Origin of the sequence: Rhizomicrobium sp., assembly GCA_037200045.1 — a bacterium.
Lineage (GTDB): Bacteria > Pseudomonadota > Alphaproteobacteria > Micropepsales > Micropepsaceae > Rhizomicrobium.
Genome location: JBBCHM010000001.1, coordinates 646768 through 661977 on the forward strand (window position 1 = coordinate 646768; position 15210 = coordinate 661977).

16 protein-coding genes are annotated in these 15210 nt (G+C 60.1%); 8 read left to right on the forward strand and 8 right to left on the reverse strand.

Annotated elements, in window-relative coordinates; translation table 11 throughout:
• Positions 1 to 28: 28 nt before the first annotated feature.
• From WDM86_02890 to WDM86_02910, 5 genes are all read right to left on the reverse strand, one after another.
• A complete protein-coding gene (locus WDM86_02890) occupies positions 29 to 385 on the reverse strand; it encodes a hypothetical protein (GenBank protein MEI9988961.1) in 357 nt (118 codons plus the stop codon).
• The gene (locus WDM86_02895) at positions 366 to 662 is read right to left on the reverse strand and encodes a hypothetical protein (GenBank protein MEI9988962.1); all 297 of its coding nucleotides are present in this window, start codon (positions 660 to 662) and stop codon (positions 366 to 368) included. Before WDM86_02895 ends, WDM86_02890 begins: the two co-directional genes overlap by 20 nt.
• Positions 663 to 714: 52 nt before the next feature.
• Positions 715 to 1236, reverse strand: coding sequence for a hypothetical protein (locus WDM86_02900; GenBank protein MEI9988963.1), 522 nt, complete (start codon positions 1234 to 1236; stop codon positions 715 to 717).
• Positions 1237 to 1780: 544 nt separating this feature from the next.
• Complete coding sequence (locus WDM86_02905) at positions 1781 to 2140, reverse strand: lecithin retinol acyltransferase family protein (protein MEI9988964.1); 360 nt, start codon at positions 2138 to 2140, stop codon at positions 1781 to 1783.
• 39 nt (positions 2141 to 2179) lie between these two features.
• Positions 2180 to 2940 (reverse strand): IS5 family transposase gene (locus WDM86_02910; protein ID MEI9988965.1). Its coding sequence is split into 2 segments (ribosomal slippage): positions 2180 to 2613 and positions 2613 to 2940, totalling 762 coding nucleotides; the frame shifts between segments, so codons are not numbered across the junction.
• Positions 2941 to 3084: 144 nt separating this feature from the next.
• On the opposite strand from WDM86_02910, the gene WDM86_02915 reads away from it, so the two are divergent.
• Positions 3085 to 3657 (forward strand): GIY-YIG nuclease family protein, encoded by a 573-nt coding sequence (locus tag WDM86_02915; GenBank protein ID MEI9988966.1) that lies wholly within the window; start codon positions 3085 to 3087, stop codon positions 3655 to 3657.
• Here WDM86_02915 and WDM86_02920 read toward each other — a convergent pair.
• Positions 3650 to 4264, reverse strand: a complete 615-nt coding sequence (locus tag WDM86_02920) for a hypothetical protein (GenBank protein MEI9988967.1) — start codon at positions 4262 to 4264, stop codon at positions 3650 to 3652. The two genes, WDM86_02915 and WDM86_02920, sit on opposite strands and share 8 nt — an antisense overlap.
• A gap of 103 nt (positions 4265 to 4367) precedes the next feature.
• On the opposite strand from WDM86_02920, the gene WDM86_02925 reads away from it, so the two are divergent.
• From WDM86_02925 to WDM86_02945, 5 genes are all read left to right on the forward strand, one after another.
• Positions 4368 to 4658, forward strand: a complete 291-nt coding sequence (locus WDM86_02925; GenBank protein ID MEI9988968.1) for a hypothetical protein — start codon at positions 4368 to 4370, stop codon at positions 4656 to 4658.
• Between the two features lie 134 nt (positions 4659 to 4792).
• Entirely contained in the window at positions 4793 to 5326 is a 534-nt protein-coding gene (locus WDM86_02930) for a sigma-70 family RNA polymerase sigma factor (GenBank protein ID MEI9988969.1), read from the forward strand.
• The gene (locus WDM86_02935) at positions 5323 to 6336 is read left to right on the forward strand and encodes a FecR domain-containing protein (protein ID MEI9988970.1); all 1014 of its coding nucleotides are present in this window, start codon (positions 5323 to 5325) and stop codon (positions 6334 to 6336) included. Before WDM86_02930 ends, WDM86_02935 begins: the two co-directional genes overlap by 4 nt.
• Positions 6337 to 6481: 145 nt before the next feature.
• Positions 6482 to 9037, forward strand: coding sequence for a TonB-dependent receptor (locus WDM86_02940; protein ID MEI9988971.1), 2556 nt, complete (start codon positions 6482 to 6484; stop codon positions 9035 to 9037).
• Between the two features lie 28 nt (positions 9038 to 9065).
• Complete coding sequence (locus tag WDM86_02945) at positions 9066 to 11192, forward strand: Atxe2 family lasso peptide isopeptidase (GenBank protein ID MEI9988972.1); 2127 nt, start codon at positions 9066 to 9068, stop codon at positions 11190 to 11192.
• A 93-nt stretch (positions 11193 to 11285) separates the two neighbouring features.
• Here the strand turns inward: WDM86_02945 and WDM86_02950 are convergent, their stop codons facing one another.
• Both WDM86_02950 and WDM86_02955 read right to left on the reverse strand, forming a co-directional pair.
• Positions 11286 to 11858, reverse strand: a complete 573-nt coding sequence (locus tag WDM86_02950; protein ID MEI9988973.1) for an Lrp/AsnC family transcriptional regulator — start codon at positions 11856 to 11858, stop codon at positions 11286 to 11288.
• Between the two features lie 62 nt (positions 11859 to 11920).
• Entirely contained in the window at positions 11921 to 13189 is a 1269-nt protein-coding gene (locus WDM86_02955) for a threonine ammonia-lyase (protein MEI9988974.1), read from the reverse strand.
• A 384-nt stretch (positions 13190 to 13573) separates the two neighbouring features.
• On the opposite strand from WDM86_02955, the gene WDM86_02960 reads away from it, so the two are divergent.
• Both WDM86_02960 and WDM86_02965 read left to right on the forward strand, forming a co-directional pair.
• Positions 13574 to 14122 carry a sigma-70 family RNA polymerase sigma factor gene (locus WDM86_02960; protein MEI9988975.1) on the forward strand — a complete coding sequence of 183 codons (549 nt, stop codon included), beginning with the start codon at positions 13574 to 13576 and terminating at the stop codon, positions 14120 to 14122.
• A complete protein-coding gene (locus WDM86_02965; GenBank protein MEI9988976.1) occupies positions 14119 to 15150 on the forward strand; it encodes a FecR domain-containing protein in 1032 nt (343 codons plus the stop codon). The genes WDM86_02960 and WDM86_02965 overlap by 4 nt, the downstream gene beginning before the upstream one ends.
• The last annotated feature ends 60 nt before the right edge of the window (positions 15151 to 15210 follow it).

The following is a 15210-nucleotide window of genomic DNA, read 5'->3' on the forward strand; positions in this document are numbered from 1 at the left end:
CTCAAAAGGTAAACTCACAGAAACCATCTTACACCGAGTTACTGACACCCTCCTTGGCGTCCGCGCCGTGCCCGGCCGTGATGACGATCTCGTCGGAGTAGTCGGTCTCATCGAAGGGGGTAACGCAGGCCGCGTCGGCATAGCACGTGGGTGGGCTATCATCACTCGCTTCGCTCGCCCCTTCGGGGCCGTCGGTCGGCTCATCCGCGTACGCGGCCAACAACTCGTCGAGCGTGTAGAACACCTCATGATCAGCGTGGACCAATTGCCATCCATCTGTATCCGGCACCGGCACAAGGTGGCTGAGCCCTTCCATTCCCGTGGCGTCCACAATCTGCTGTGCCTCGGTCAGGCTGGCCAGCTTATTAAAACTCCAGAAGAGCATCAGTTTGCGATCCTTGTGGATCGCAGCGGTGGGCGGCAAACGGGCAGCGCCTCCAATCGTCCACCTCTGCTTCCTCCAAGATTCCAACAATGAACGCCACGCCGTCGTCGGTCAGGGCGCTTGCGTAGAGGCGACCGACATTCTCGGTGATGAAAGCCGGATCAACGATGTGATGGATCTCGTCATCGACGCAAACCGGGACAGGTGTATCGACGGCGGATGCGAAGATGGCTGAAATAAAATTGATCGACGGGCTGCGATGTTCTGTAAGGGACATTGGAATTCCGATTGGTGATGTTGTGGACGCGAGAGAGTTCAGGGAGCGTTCGTTACGACGGGAGGTTAAGTTGCCTCTCCACCTCGCCGACGAGTGCAGCGGCGACCTCGGCAAGGTGCTCATTGAGGTAGATGCCCTCAAACAGCACGGCGTCGCCTTCAAAGCCCAAAAGGTAGGGTTCGGCGCGGCCGTCTCCCGTCGCCAAAATACTGCTCGACTGTCCGTCGGGCGCGGTAGTGGTGAAGAGACCGTACGCCCAACATACACCATCGGGGCGGCACTCGAAATCACCGAAGTGGAAATCGGTCTTGAACTTCACACCATGCTTTGTCTCAAGAACGCCGTCCAAGTAGTATGTCAGAGGATCAAACTCTGACTCGAGCTTAGTGAGGAACCGTTCCGTGCAAAGCGCGTGGAATTCCGCTTCGATGGCGTCCTTCGGGTCGGCGACGGTAGGAGTGCCGCTTGCGAGCATGCGGGCAGCAGCGACTTCGTGGTGATTTTGATTTGGTGACAAGTCTGACATTACGTTTATCTCTTTCGTTTTCAGGCGCAGACCATCCGCGCCTGCCAAGCGTTGTTTGCTTGGTAGGGTTGACACAAGGCGCATGCGTGCGCGCTCATACTCCTGAGCAGCGCCGCCGTGCGATCAAAGGATTGCCGTCTAAGCGACCGAGATATTCCCATTTCTTGGGGTCGGCGCGGTCGTCACAAGAATCCTTGTGACGACCGCTCTCGGGCTGATCCGAACTGTCTCGGACCGGATGACGACTGCCGGGATTCTTCGTCGTCGCTGCGGGATCAGTTACGGACTGTCTCGCTCGCGCCTCCCAGCACCACTGTTATTTACAAATTCAACGGCCATCGGCGTCGAATGGCGAGCACCCTGCGCCAGCCATGGCCGAAGTCAAGGATTGCGTAACGGTCCATCGATCGAATTGCGGACGTTGAAGATTCTTTCGCGGTCTTTTGGAGGGCTGATCTTCGCAATCCGATCAGGCATAGGTGCAGTCGAAGGTGCGCCGGCTTACAACCTTGCCGAGTTGCTGCAGAGCTGGCTGGCCAAGCCATCCACGATGTAGAGCGGCCCGATCCGAATGGCGCAGATCAGATCACGCTCAGGCTCTGGCCGCCGCGCCGAAAACCACAGCGCCCAACGCGGCAATGACCAGCGTCGCCACGACCTGGCCGCTGGTCTCCGGCAGGGCATGACAATAATTGACGAAATTCTCGCAATTCCATGTCAGCGCGTCATAGGAGCGGCGCTGGCAAGCATGGGCGCGAGCTATCACTTGCCAAGGGTGCAGCGGGCCAGGGTATCCGTCAATGCGCCAAGGCTGATCGCCGGCAAAAACACCAAGGGGTTCTTCGACCAATTCGCCTGCGCGCGTCGAGTTGGAGATGACGAACGGCAAGCCGTCGAGCGTCCGTCTGTCCGAGATCAGGCCGACATGGCGGTAAAAGATGTGCGTTGGCACAGAAATCTTCGTGCCTGGCACGGCGGCTAGGGTCCAGACTCATAAAGTCCACCACACGATAGCAGCGACGAGGCATACGGAGGCGAGGAAGTTTCTTGCCAGCCTGTCATAGCGGGTGGCTATGCGCCTGAAGTCCTTGAGGCGGCAGAAGGCGTTCTCGATCTTGTGTCGCTGCTTGTAGGATTTTCTGTCGAAGCTGAAGGGCTGCTTGCGGTTCGATCTGTTGGGCACGACGGGCTTGGTGCCGCGCGCCGTCAGCCATAATCGCAGTTCTTCGCTGTCGTAGGCTTTGTCGCCGAGCAGCTTCTTGGCGATCTTGCTTCGGCGGATGAGACGCTGGGCTGGCGGGCAATCGTGCGCCTGGCCGCCGGTCAGGAGGATGGAAAGAAGACGGCCCTTAGCATCTGCGATTGCGTGGATTTTCGTGTTGCGCCCGCCGCGCGAGCGGCCGATCGCCAGCTTAAGCTCCCCCTTTTTGCGCCCGAGGCCGAGCGGTGGGCTTTGACATGCGTCGAGTCGATCATCTGGGTATCGGTGGATCGTCCGCGCTCCGCCAATTTGCGGAACAGCCGCTCCCAGATGCCGCGCTCGGCCCAGCGCACGAAGCGATTGTAGATTGTCGTATGGGGGCCGTATTCCGGCGGGCAGTCGCACCACCGGCAGCCGCTCTTCAAGACATGTAGGATGCCGCTGATTACGCGACGGTCGTCCACACGATCTTTGCCGCGCACGTCCGTCGGCAAGTGCGGCGCGATCCGAAGCCATTGCTCGTCGCTCAGCCAAAACAGGTTGTTCCGCATCCCAATGCCTCCGAATCACGAAGCAACGGAATCATCAACCGATTCAACCGACAATGACTTTTTTGGGTTTCGGCCCTAGCATATGGCCTGCAAGATACCACAAGAAATGTAAACAACTGGTTGAAAATGGCACAAGGAATCAAAATGGAAATGGACTTCGACTGGTCGGAATTTGCGCTCATTCGCGCCGACGAATGGATCGGCGATCAGGCGCTAGTGCCCGAGGCCGCGACTGGCGTCTATGCGATCCTGATGCGGAACGCCGAACCGATCCTCGAGGTCTCGGGGCATTTCGAGCTTGGCGGTCGGCCGCCGGCGCGGATCGATAACTACGTGCACATGTATTCGGGTGCGTCGTTCGATCTGCGCAAGCGCCTGAAGTCACACATCCTCGGGACTGTGCGAACTTCCACGCTGCGCAAGTCGTTGCTCGCGATTGACTCGTACTACTCCGGTTGGGAACCGTTCGTCATCGGATGCGATGGCCAATGGGACGACATGACGCTCGACAACTGGATCGCCGCGCACTCGCTCATTGCGTTTCGACCTGCCGACGACGCACTCATGGCAGAGCAGTGCCTGCTTCGCGCGACGGCCTCACCGCTGAACATCTCATTGCGCCGTACCGATGCTTATGCACGCCGACTAACCGCGTTGCGCTGCATGTTGGACAGAAAACCAATCCCGCTATGCTGTGCCGATGCAGCGTTCAAGTGACCCAAATAGATTTCAGGCGAAGCAGGAAAATATCAAAATGAAAGATTTCGATACAGTCAAAGTTCGCGAGCGTCGTCCCATGAACCGGATTGGAAGACCGGTGGACGTTGCAGCATCCGGGCCAGCTACGCTCGGTCAACGCATGGCCGCGCGGCGGCTCGAACTCGGGTTGACGCAGAGCCATGTGGCCAAGCAGGTCAGGTTCAAGCCGAAGACAGGGCGTAGACGTGACGCGGAGACTGTCTTGTCGAGGAATGCCTATTGCATGTACGAGATCGACGGGGCTGAGCCGGATCTGCAGAAGATTTTGGCCATTGCGATGGCGCTTGAGGTCGGCCCGGCGTGGCTCGCGTTTGGTTTGCCGGCGTCCGATGCGGGCAGCCACGCCGCTGACCGAGTTCGCGCCAAAATCCTTGCGGCGTAAGAAAGTCGGCAGGGCGACTGCAAGATGCCGAAGTAGTTCACCGTGCCCGCAATCGACGATTACGCTGCGACGGCGGGTGCCTCCCACAGCCGGACGCGCGCCCTTTCCGGCAAACAGTGAGGTGATCCGGTGCGCGCTGCCCGCGCCATCGTCGAGACGGTCGAATCTCAGAACCCGCCACATCGCCTTCTCCTCGGCAACGATGCCTTCGACGCCGCCACGGTAAGGCTTGAAGAACTGCGCAAGGCGTTCTCGGCATGGGAATCGGTTTCGCGCGGAGTCGACTTTGTTCCTTCGCACCTACACCGACAGATTGTCTCTCCTTCTCATGACGACGGAGACCGCACCGCTTTCACAAGATACCCAGCGAGCATTGCAAGCAGCGGGAATCAGCCCGGCCCATATGGTCATCGGCTCGGTCGGCGTGGGCAATGACGGGGTGACGGTATTGAGCGTCGGGGATGCCAAGACCCACCGGTTTGACGCCATCTATTCCGCTTTTGGCACGACATCCCAGATGATGCTGGCGACGGGACCTGGCGCAAGGTACGCGCCCTTTGGCGGGAACGCGAAGTGAGGGCCTTTCAACCAGTACGAACGAGCAGCGCTTTTCCACAGGCGGCGGCCAAAAATAATTTCGGACGGCCCGGCTGAACAGCACCGCGGCCGTACCTTATAATGGCACATTCAGGAGGATTTCTTGTGCCGCCCTTGGAACAGCCGGATCTTGCCGCCGCGCGCTTTCGCACCGAGCTCGACCGCAATTTCCGTCTGCCCCTGATTGCCTATTTTCTCAAACGCGTCGGCAACCGCGCCGAGGCGGAGGACATGACTCAGGAAGTCTTCCTGCGGGTCCTACGCCAGGGCGACGCCATCGATATCGAGCGCGCAAAATCCTATGTCTTTACCGCGGCCGCCAATCTCTTGCGCGATCGCGCCCGACTGAGCGCCATCCGCAAGACCGAGACGCGCGCCGATTTTGGCGACCCAGCCGACGCCGTGATCCCACAACTAATTGAGGAAATCAGCCCCGAACGCGTACTAGCTGGTAGGCAGACCTTGAAGAGCGTCTTGACCGCGCTGGACGGCCTCAGCCAAAGGACCCGCGACATCTTCGTTCTCTACCGGATCGAGAAGATGAAGCAACATGAAATTGCAGGTCTTTACGGCCTGTCCCACAGCGCGGTCGAGAAACACCTTGCCAAGGCCGTCGCTTATCTCACCGAAAGGTTCGAACGGCCGTGACACGGATCGTCTCCATACCCGACACGAAGTCGGCGCGCCTCGAAGCGGCCGGCGCCTGGCGCGTGCGTATCGAGGCCGATGAGCAAGTCTCGCAGACAGGCGATTTCCTTGCATGGCTCGGCGAACCGGCAAACCTGGAGGCCTATGCCAGCGTCTGTACAACTTGGGACGAATTCGAAGATCACCAAGCGGCCGCCGAACTGATCGCCATCCGCCGCGACGCGCTTGACCGCGCACGCCGCGCCTCGCTGCAGCGCTTCGTGCCGCGCAACCGTCGCTTCGGCGCCATCGCCGCCATGCTGTTCGTCTGCCTGTTCGCCGGCATCGGGTTGTCTTGGTACTGGTTCACGTCCACAGACTATCAAACCGGCGTGGGCGAGCGCCGTGTGGTGACGTTGGACGACGGCTCACGGCTGTCGCTGGACTCCGACACCGCCGTGTCGGTCGACTATAGCAAGGCCGCTCGCACCTTGGTGCTGGTGCGGGGCAGGGCGCGGTTCGATGTCGCCCATGACATCAACCGGCCCTTTACCGTCACTGCGGGAAAGGAAACCGTCGTCGCCGTCGGTACCTCGTTCAATATCGAACGGCTCGGTGAGAAGGTTCTGGTGACTCTGATCGAGGGTCATGTCGTCGTGAAGACCGCCGCGGGGATGGTTGCGTCCGTCGCGGCGGCACCGCCGAGGCCGATCGCGCTTGCCGCGGGTCAGGAATTGGTCGTGGCGCATAATGCCAAGCCCATGATAGCGCCTGCCAGCCTTCCGGTGGCAACGGCCTGGGAGAGCGGCCGTCTTATCTTGGACAATGAACCGCTCGGCGAGGCCGTCGAGCGCATGAACCGCTATACCAACAAGCCGCTGATCGTCGATCCGGCTGTGGCCGCGCTACGGGTCAGCGGTGTTTTCAACGCGGGCGATGTCGGCTCCTTTGTGGATGCCATTACCAGTTATTTCCCCGTTCAGGCGACAACGTCGGCGGACGATCAGATCGTTTTGCAGAAGCGCTCGTGACGCACATGAAGGAAATGCGAAAATCCCGCTGAGGATTTTTAGAGGTCGGTCGTACTCCCCTATGTGGGCTGAGCGCGCATCGCGCCGGTGGGATCACGTTGGGGGCTGTTATATGCGTACTCGAGAATGCCGCGGGGCATTGCTGTTGTCGTCTGCGCTGGCAAGTGCGCTGCTGTTGGCTGGTGCAAGCGGTGCGCTGGCTCAGTCGGCACCAGTCTATCAGTTCGATATTCCGGCAGAAAAGCTCGGCCAGGCGTTGAAAGATTTCTCCGCCGCATCCTCGCAGCAGATCGTGTTCTCCGACGATGTCGTCGGCGAACGCAGCGCGCCGGCCTTGCGTGGCAGCTATACACGCGACCAGGCGTTGGCCCTTCTTCTGCAAGGAACAGACCTGCGCGCCGACGTCAGCCGATCCGGCGTTCTGATGGTCCGCTCAAAAAACGTCGAAGCCGCCTCAAATGAGGCGGGAGGCACCAACGATGTCGAAACGGTCGTCGTGACCGGCACGCATCTTCGCGACGCAAACGCTCAGTCCTCGCCAATAACCGTCCTCGACAGGGGTACACTTCAGGCGCAAGGGACAAATACTTTGCAGGGAGCCTTGGCGGCCCTCCCGTCGAATTTTGAAGGCGATATCAATGTCGAGGCCGTAAACCAGGCTGGCGGGCTGGGAAATTCACAGCAAAACCGAGGCGGCGCCTCCAGTGCCAATATTCACGCTCTGGGCGCATCGTCCACCCTCACCGTCCTTGACGGCAATCATCTTCCGATGGGTTCGCAAGGGGTGTCGGTCGATATTTCGATGATCCCGGTCATCGCGATCGATCGCATTGACGTCCTGCGAGACGGTGCGTCGCCAATTTACGGCGCAGATGCCGTTGCCGGCGTCGTGAACATCGTGACCAGAAGAGACTTCGATGGCGCGGAAACAACCGCCCGATATGGCCAAGCGACATCCGGGGGGCTGGATCAGGTGCAGCTCGCCCAAGCATTCGGGAAGACGTTCGATGGCGGAAGCTTTTTCACGGCGTACCAATACGACGACAATACCGCGATCAAGGCGAGCGATCGTGAAGCAACAGCCGCGCTATCAACGGGACCCGCGACAGCCTACCCGAGCGGGAGGGCGCATTCGGGATATGCAAATGTCTATTTCGACATCGTACCGGACACGGAGCTGTTTGCGGAGGCCCTCTACACGGACCGACTATTGGTGGCGACAAGCTCCGCCGGTTACGGAGCCGTGGTGGACCGTGCTGCGCGCGAGAACCGGCAGTTCGTCGGCAATGCGGGTTTCAATGCGGCGTTGGAAGGGGACTGGCATGTCAAAGGCGTCGGCCAGTTCGCATTCAACAGTTTGGATGACGCGGTAACGCGCAGCGACCATTCGGAACAATATCAAATTCCGTATCGGGAAACGGATTATGCGGCGAACATAACCGCCGACGGAAGTTTGTTCGACGTGCCAGCCGGCGCCGTTAAGGCGGCATTTGGGCTTGATTATCGGGCCGAAACCGGTGTTTCAAACGGAAGCCCTATCGGAATAGGCTCGTATCGCCTCTCTCGCACAATATATGCGGCGTTCGGCGAGCTCGCGATCCCTCTTCTTTCGAGCGCTCAGCATATCCCGTTTGTTCAATCACTCGAATTGAGCGCTGCCGCGCGTTACGACCATTATAGCGACTTTGGCGGCACCACGAATCCAAAAATTGGAGTCGTCTGGCAAGTCGACAGCGTTCTGAAATTCAGAGGTAACTATTCAACGTCGTTCAGAGCGCCGTCTTTTGCGGAACTGAACCAGGTGGAAGCCTACTATATCGGAGTCACCGTACCCGACCCCGCCGTGCCGTCAGGCATGTCGAATATCATCGATTTGGGCGGCGGAAATCCCGACCTCAAACCGGAGAAAGCAAGAAGCTTATCGTTCGGCGCCGACCTGGTGACGGGCTCATTTTTTGGCTTTCAGGCGCACGTCGAATACTTCGATGTGGATTTCACCGACAGGATTTCTTCACCGGATCCCGCGGCTGAAGTGTATGGCGGTCTCAATTATCCGCCAATTCAGCCATTCCTGACTCGAAATCCCTCGCCTGCCTATGTCGCGAGCCTTACATCATCGCCAAAATATTACCCTTTCTATTCGATGGCATTCGATCCGAGCACTGTGGTCGTTGTCGATGATCGGCTGACCAACTTGGCAAGCAACAAGGTATCGGGCTTCGATTTCAACACATCGATCAACCCGGATATCGGTGACGCCGGAGCCTTGCAGGTTACACTCGAGGGCACCTATTTCACCAAGTTCGACATCAGTGTGCAAAAGGGCGCGCCGGAAATCGACGAAGCGGGAACCGTCTTCTTCCCGCCAAGCTACCGGCTGCGCGGGGGTGCGCTGTATTCATACGGCCCCTGGCGAGCGAATGCGTTCATAAATTACACCGACAGCTTCAAGGATGGCCGCTTCGTGCCGACGGTCGATGTCAGTTCGCTCACGACGGTTGACCTTGTGCTGGCCTACAAGATCGAAACCGGGAGCGGACTTCTCTCGAACACGACGATCGGAGTCGTCGCCAATAATTTGTTCGATCAATCGCCGCCTTTTGTCCGGGCCACAGTCGGCCAAGGCTATCCCACCTACGACCCCACAAATGCCAGCATCGTAGGCCGGACTCTGGCGATTCAATTCCAGAAGAATTGGTGAGCGTATGGCAACCCGGCACGGATTCGCTGTGGCGCTGGCGGTGATTTTGTCGGCAGCGTCGATGTTCTCCAGCGTGCGACCAAGCCACGCCGCGGACGCCGCGATGGACGCGGCAAACGGTCTTGAGGTCACGGTCCGAGACATCATTCAAGTCGCCGATCTGTCGGGACTGTCCGCCTCGGCCGATGGAAGGTTCGCGGCCGTCAGAGTCGATCGTCCGGATGTCGCAACGAACAGCGCGTCGGCGACGTGGCATCTGATTTCTCTTGATGATGTATCTCGTCCGATTACCGTCGATGGGGGCAACCCCATGTGGGACACATACGGTCCAAATCCGACCCGGGCCGTCTGGTGCGGAAGTTCCGTCTATTTCCGCGCGCTGCATGGCGAGGAATTGGCTGTGTGGACAGCCGACCGAAACGGTCGTCTCAGGAAAGTCACGCACGATGACGCCAACGTCCTCTCGTTTCGATTAGACCCTGGCTGCACGCAGCTCTTTTATTTGGCTGGTTCGAGCCGGGCGGAGATTAAAGCAGCCGAGCATAGCGAGTATGCGAATGGCGTGCTGATCACCCAGAATGTCAATGTCGCGTCGCAATTGGAAGGCAATTTGCCCTATCTGGGTCGAATGACGACGATGCGCGACTCCTTGGCCGGAGAGCGTCCGCTGCTGAACGGCAAGGCGAACACGAAGTGTCGCGTCGTCGATATGGCCGACGGAAAAGTCCGTGTTCCCACCTCCGAAGAGGTGTCCGCTTATTGCCCGCCTCCGGGATCCGGCTACGCGCCGGACAATGCGATAGAGCCGGCCGCGGTCTCCGGCGACCGGCGTATAGTGGAATTCCCGCTTCCAAACGCGCATTCGGCGAAAGCATTAAGGCTCGCCCTGAGGTCTGTGGGCTCAAACCGCAACATAGCGATTTGCGACAAAACGGAATGTGCGTTCTCCGATGACGTGATGCTCGCGACCCAGAGCGTCGCTTGGCAGCCGCATTCGAACAACGTGCTTTTCGTGACGGAAACGCCAGGCGGCTCAACCACACTGCAGTCGTGGGACACACGCTCCGGCAACGTGCATGCCATATTCCAATCTCCTGGCCTGATAGGGGCCGAGGGCGGGTCCGATAGATTTCACGCCGTCGGCTGCGCGATCACGGCCCGGCAGGCGCTCTGCACATACGCAGCGGCGGCCGAGCCGCCACGCCTGATTTCGATAGATCTGATCAGCGGGCAATGGCGAACGGTGCTCGACCCGAACCAGGCTCTCCGGGCGAAGAGATTTGGTTCAATACGCTATCTGCGCTGGCTCGATCGCTGGAAGCGTCAGCAGACCGGGGTCCTCGTTCTTCCGCAAGGCAAATCGGATACAACCCGCCCCCTTGTGATTACGAGTTATCGTTGCGCAGGATTTCTGCGAGGCGGTATCGGCGCGAACGTTCCGGAGCACGTGCTTGCACGATATGGAATTGCGTCTCTCTGCGTGAATGCTGATAAGCGGTATGTGGAGCAGCCGCACCCCTCTGGAACCATCCCGAGGGGCCAAGCGGCCAACCTGCAAACGGCCTTGGATGCTTGGGAGAGCGCATCGGACCTTCTGGTTGCGCAGAAGCTGATCGATCCCAAGCGCATTGGCGTGAGCGGGCTCAGTTTCACAGGGGAGGCCGTTCAATATGCGTTGACACATTCAACGCATTTTTTGGTCGGCGGTGCAGGACATGGGAGCTTCACCGATCCATTCACCTATTACTTCCCGAGCGGCGCGATAGGCGACTACCTCCACAATCTTTATGGCGTTCCGTTGCCCGGACCCGATAGCAAGGCTTTCTACGACCTTGTGTCTCCGGCCTTGAATGCTTCTCGAATGAACTCGGCCTTGCTCATCCAGACCGACGAGAGCGAGTTCCGCTTCTCCATTGAGTATCTCTATCGGCTTCGGATGCTTCACAAGCCCGTAGAAATGTACGCGTTTGCGGACGAAGGTCATCAATTTTGGCAACCGCTGCACCGCCTTGTGCGGAATACGAGATTTGTCGATTGGTTTCGGTTCTGGCTCACCGGATATGTCGATCCAGATCCGGAAAAGCGCGCGCAATTCGCACGGTGGAGCGCACTTCGCACGGAACGCGCTCGCGCCAACTTCTCGATAGAACATTGAGGCTTTGCCGAGACGGTGTCGGATCGCCGAGAGGCGCGGCGCGCGCCCGCATGGTGGTCAGCGACAGCAGTGCCGTGCTGAATATGCCAAGGTTCAGGACGCTGCGCCTCGTCGCGGCAGCGGCGGCAACTGCAACTGGCGCGGTGTCGCGCGTGAAGCAGGCGACTGCGCCGGGGCCAGCGGCACGGAGGGTTCGTTCTTGCTGATATGGATGGCAAAAGCGGTTTTGACGGTCTCGACATTGGGGGTGGTCATGAGGGATTGGGTGACGAAGGCCTGAAGTTGGGTGATATTCCGAGCCACGCATTTGAGTAGGAAGTCGGTCTCGCCCGAGAGCGCACAGCATTCGCGCACCAGCGGCCAGCTTTGTACCTTTTGCTCGAACGCCTTGATCCCGCGATCGGATTGGGAGGCGAGGCCGACGAACACGAAGGCCAGGACGTTGTAGCCCAGCTTCTTGGCATCGAGCACCGCGTGATAGCCGCGGATGAATCCGCGTTCTTCCAGCGCATGTGTACGCCGCAGGGACGGCGGTGGCGTGACGCCGGCGAATTCGGCCAACTGCACATTGCTCGTCCGGCCGTTCGCCTGCAGCGCTTGCAGGATCCGCGCATCGATGGTGTCGAGGTCGTGGCACCTGTTGGTGGTGTCATGGGATTTGGACATGGGTGCTCCGCGCCGATGGGTAGATCGTTGGAAGCGTCGCGCCGGCAGGATCCACGTCGAACTTAGTCACGGTAGAGCCGCGCCGTTGTGCGCTCGCCGGGCGTCTTGCCTTGAATCACGTAGCCGGCATGTTCCAGGCGACCGCGAATGTCGACCGCATGCGCCGCGTCACGGGCTTCGAAGCTGAGCCCGAGCGTGGCCGATTTGGCGGAAAGTTCGGCCGACATCCGGTCATGATGAACATCGATGATGTTTCCGCCGGCCTCGCTGACGACGGCCGCTATCTTGGCCAGGAAGCCCGGGCGGTCTTCGATGGCGATTTGGATCGATTGGATGCGGCCTTCGCGGGTGAGTTCGCGCAGGATCACATTGATAAGCAGGCGCATGTCGATATTGCCGCCGGTCAGGATCAACCCCACCTTCTTGCCGGCGAACAGCTTGGGATGGGCGAGAACGGCCGCCAATCCGGCGGCGGCAGCGCCCTCCACCACGACCTTCTCGACCTCGAGAATCCGGACGAGGGCGGATTCGATTTGAGGCTCATCGACCAGCAGGATGTCCTTCACCAGAGCACGCACGATTTGCTGCGCGAGGACGCCGGGAGTCTTGACCGCAATGCCTTCCGCGATGGTTTGGCCACCGAATTGCGGGCTCGTGTCCAGAACGGCATGAGTCATGGAGGGGTAAGCCCGCGTTTGCACGCCGTAGATCTCGATCTCGGGCTTCAAGGCCTTGGCCGCGATCGCCACGCCGGAAATAAGGCCGCCGCCGCCGACGGGCACGACCAGCGCGTCCAGATGCGGCAGGTCGCCCAGAAATTCGAGCGCCAGCGTGCCCTGGCCGGCGATCACCAGCGGATCGTCATAGGGATGAACGAAGGTCATCCCGTCCCGCGCCGCGAAGTGTTGCGCGACCTTCGCAGCTTCGCTCAGCGTGGCGCCTTCGATGATAACGTCGGCGCCGAAATCCTTGGTGTGCTTGATCTTGTTGAAGGGCGTACCTTCGGGCATGACGATGGTGGCCCGGATGCCGAGCCGGCCTGCGTGGTAGGCTAACCCCTGGGCGTGATTGCCCGCGCTCATCGCGACGACGCCAAGGGCGCGCCGGCTCAAGTTCAAGGCCAGCAGTTTGTTGAGCGCGCCGCGTTCCTTGAACGAGGCGGTGAATTGAAAGTTCTCGAATTTGAGGTACAGATCCGCGCCGGCGGTAGTAGATAGCGTCAGCGAATACTTGGCTGGTGTCCGCTCGACCGCACCCTGGATAGCGGCGGCCGCGCGGCGGATGTCTTCGATCGTGACCGGCAGCCCGGCGCCGCCGTGTGAACTGCCCAACATCACCCCCAATTATGCCGCGCGTCGCCGCAGTGACGTGTTCGCAACTCTCGGACCCCGGCTCCAATGGCGCAGGGGCCGTCGTCAATGCGCGCCGACGGCCCCTGTCCAAGGGAGTAGTCTTGCGGGCCGTGTTTCAAGCAACCCGCCTCCTTAAGACGAAGCAGGGGCGTAATTCCCTATGCGAACAAGCACTGAGGAATTGTCAGGACGGGCCACAGTTCGAGTCCGCCCCAGACCTGTCGAACCGGTGGGAGTTTACCGTCCGCTGCGCAGCCACAAGACGTCTGGCGTGCCAAAACCCTCCAAGGTCCGCACGAAATTTCCCGCGCGAGGAAGGCAGGGCTGTCATGTTAAATTGCCGGCCGGTCCAAAGTCCCAGCGATGTCAGCAAACGGTCAAACCCAAGATCCCAAGGCGCTTCTGGCGGAGCTGGATGCACGATTTCGCGCGCCCCTGATGGCGTTTTTCCTGCGGCGCGTCGGCAATCGCAGCGAAGCCGAGGACCTGACCCAGGAGACCTTTGTTCGGCTGATTGGGTCGCACTCCTTCGAGCAGGCCGAACAGGCCAACGCCTATGTCTTTCGGGTCGCGAGCAATCTGCTGCGCGACCGAGCGCGGACGGCGGTTCGTTGGAAGAAACATCCCCATTCTCCCGTCGATCCGCAAACAATCGATCAATTCGCCCGCCAATTCGTGGAGGATCGCGGTCCCGAACGCGTCTTGATAGGCAGGGAAAGCTTGGTCGAGGTGCTCAGAAACCTTGATGAACTCGGCGAGCGCACCAAATCCATCTTCATCCTGTTTCGGCTTGAAGGCATGAAGCAAAAGGACATTGCAGCCTTGTACGGCATCGGCGTCTCGACCGTGGAGAAGCATGTCATGCAGGCGATGTTGCATCTGGCGAAACGCTTCGGGTCGAGAGCGCCATGAGCGACGCGGGCGAGATTCCAGACATCGACAGCGTGCGGCTCGCAGAGGCCGCGGCCTGGCGGATGCATCTCGCAGAGATCGACGCGGAGACGACGGCCGATTTCGAGGCTTGGTTGGCCGAACCGGGCTGCTCCGAAGCTTGGGCTCGCATCATCGCTTCCTGGGACTATTTCGGCGAGCAGGCGAGCGCACCGGAGCTGGTCCGGGCGCGCCAAGCCGCGCTGGGCGATGCCCGCCGCGCAAATGCGCAGCGCCGGCCGCCGCGAAAATGGCGAAGTCTAAACGGTGGCATCGCTGCCGTGTTGGTTTTGGGCATGATCGCCTGGGGTGCCGTCCACTGGCTGCAGAGCCCGGATGACTATGCCACGGCCTTCGGCGAGCGCCGCGTACTCACGCTGGCCGACGGATCGCGTGTGTCGCTCGATTCCAACAGCGAAGTAACCGTGCGCTATTCGAAGAACGCCCGAGAGCTGCAACTGCTGCGCGGCCAGGCGCGCTTCGACGTCACCCACGATGTGGAGCGGCCGTTCTCGGTGCTGGCGGGTGAGCAGAAGGTCATTGCCACCGGGACGGCGTTCAACATCGACGTCGGCGGGAAGAAGGTCGTTGTCACTCTCATCGAGGGGCACGTCGTTGTTCTGGACGAGGACAAGCCGGCGAACCCGATGGTGGCTTCCACGATGTCTTCATCGCGCCGGCTTTCTGTCGAACTAAAGGCCGGCCAACAATTGGCGGCTCTTCCCGATAAACCGCCTGAGATCGCCCGGGCGAACATCCAGCGTGTTACCGCCTGGACCACCGGTCAGCTGATGTTCGACAACGAGCCCTTGTCAGCCGTGGTTGCACGCATCAACCGGTATACCGACACGCCAATTGTGATCGACGACCCTAAGGTGGCCGCCCTCAAGATAAGCGGCGTGTTCAATACAGGCGACATCAACGGCTTTGTGGACGTCGTGACGCACTACCTTCCGGTGCAGGCCGTGTCCGAGGATGGCGGCACCATCGCGCTCAAGACAAAGGGGTGATCGTTCGATGACGATTCCGCGGAGGGTTTGCAAAGCCTGAACGTCTTCCTTCCTGACGGG

What these genes read in the sequence shown, in the direction of transcription:
- WDM86_02890 (MEI9988961.1), bottom strand. Translation starts at nt 385, where the DNA reads ATGCTCTTCTGGAGTTTTAATAAGCTGGCCAGCCTGACCGAGGCACAG.
- WDM86_02895 (MEI9988962.1), bottom strand. Translation starts at nt 662, where the DNA reads ATGTCCCTTACAGAACATCGCAGCCCGTCGATCAATTTTATTTCAGCC.
- WDM86_02915 (MEI9988966.1), top strand. Translation starts at nt 3,085, where the DNA reads ATGGAAATGGACTTCGACTGGTCGGAATTTGCGCTCATTCGCGCCGAC.
- WDM86_02920 (MEI9988967.1), bottom strand. Translation starts at nt 4,264, where the DNA reads ATGTGGCGGGTTCTGAGATTCGACCGTCTCGACGATGGCGCGGGCAGC.
- WDM86_02950 (MEI9988973.1), bottom strand. Translation starts at nt 11,858, where the DNA reads ATGTCCAAATCCCATGACACCACCAACAGGTGCCACGACCTCGACACC.
- WDM86_02960 (MEI9988975.1), top strand. Translation starts at nt 13,574, where the DNA reads ATGTCAGCAAACGGTCAAACCCAAGATCCCAAGGCGCTTCTGGCGGAG.
- WDM86_02965 (MEI9988976.1), top strand. Translation starts at nt 14,119, where the DNA reads ATGAGCGACGCGGGCGAGATTCCAGACATCGACAGCGTGCGGCTCGCA.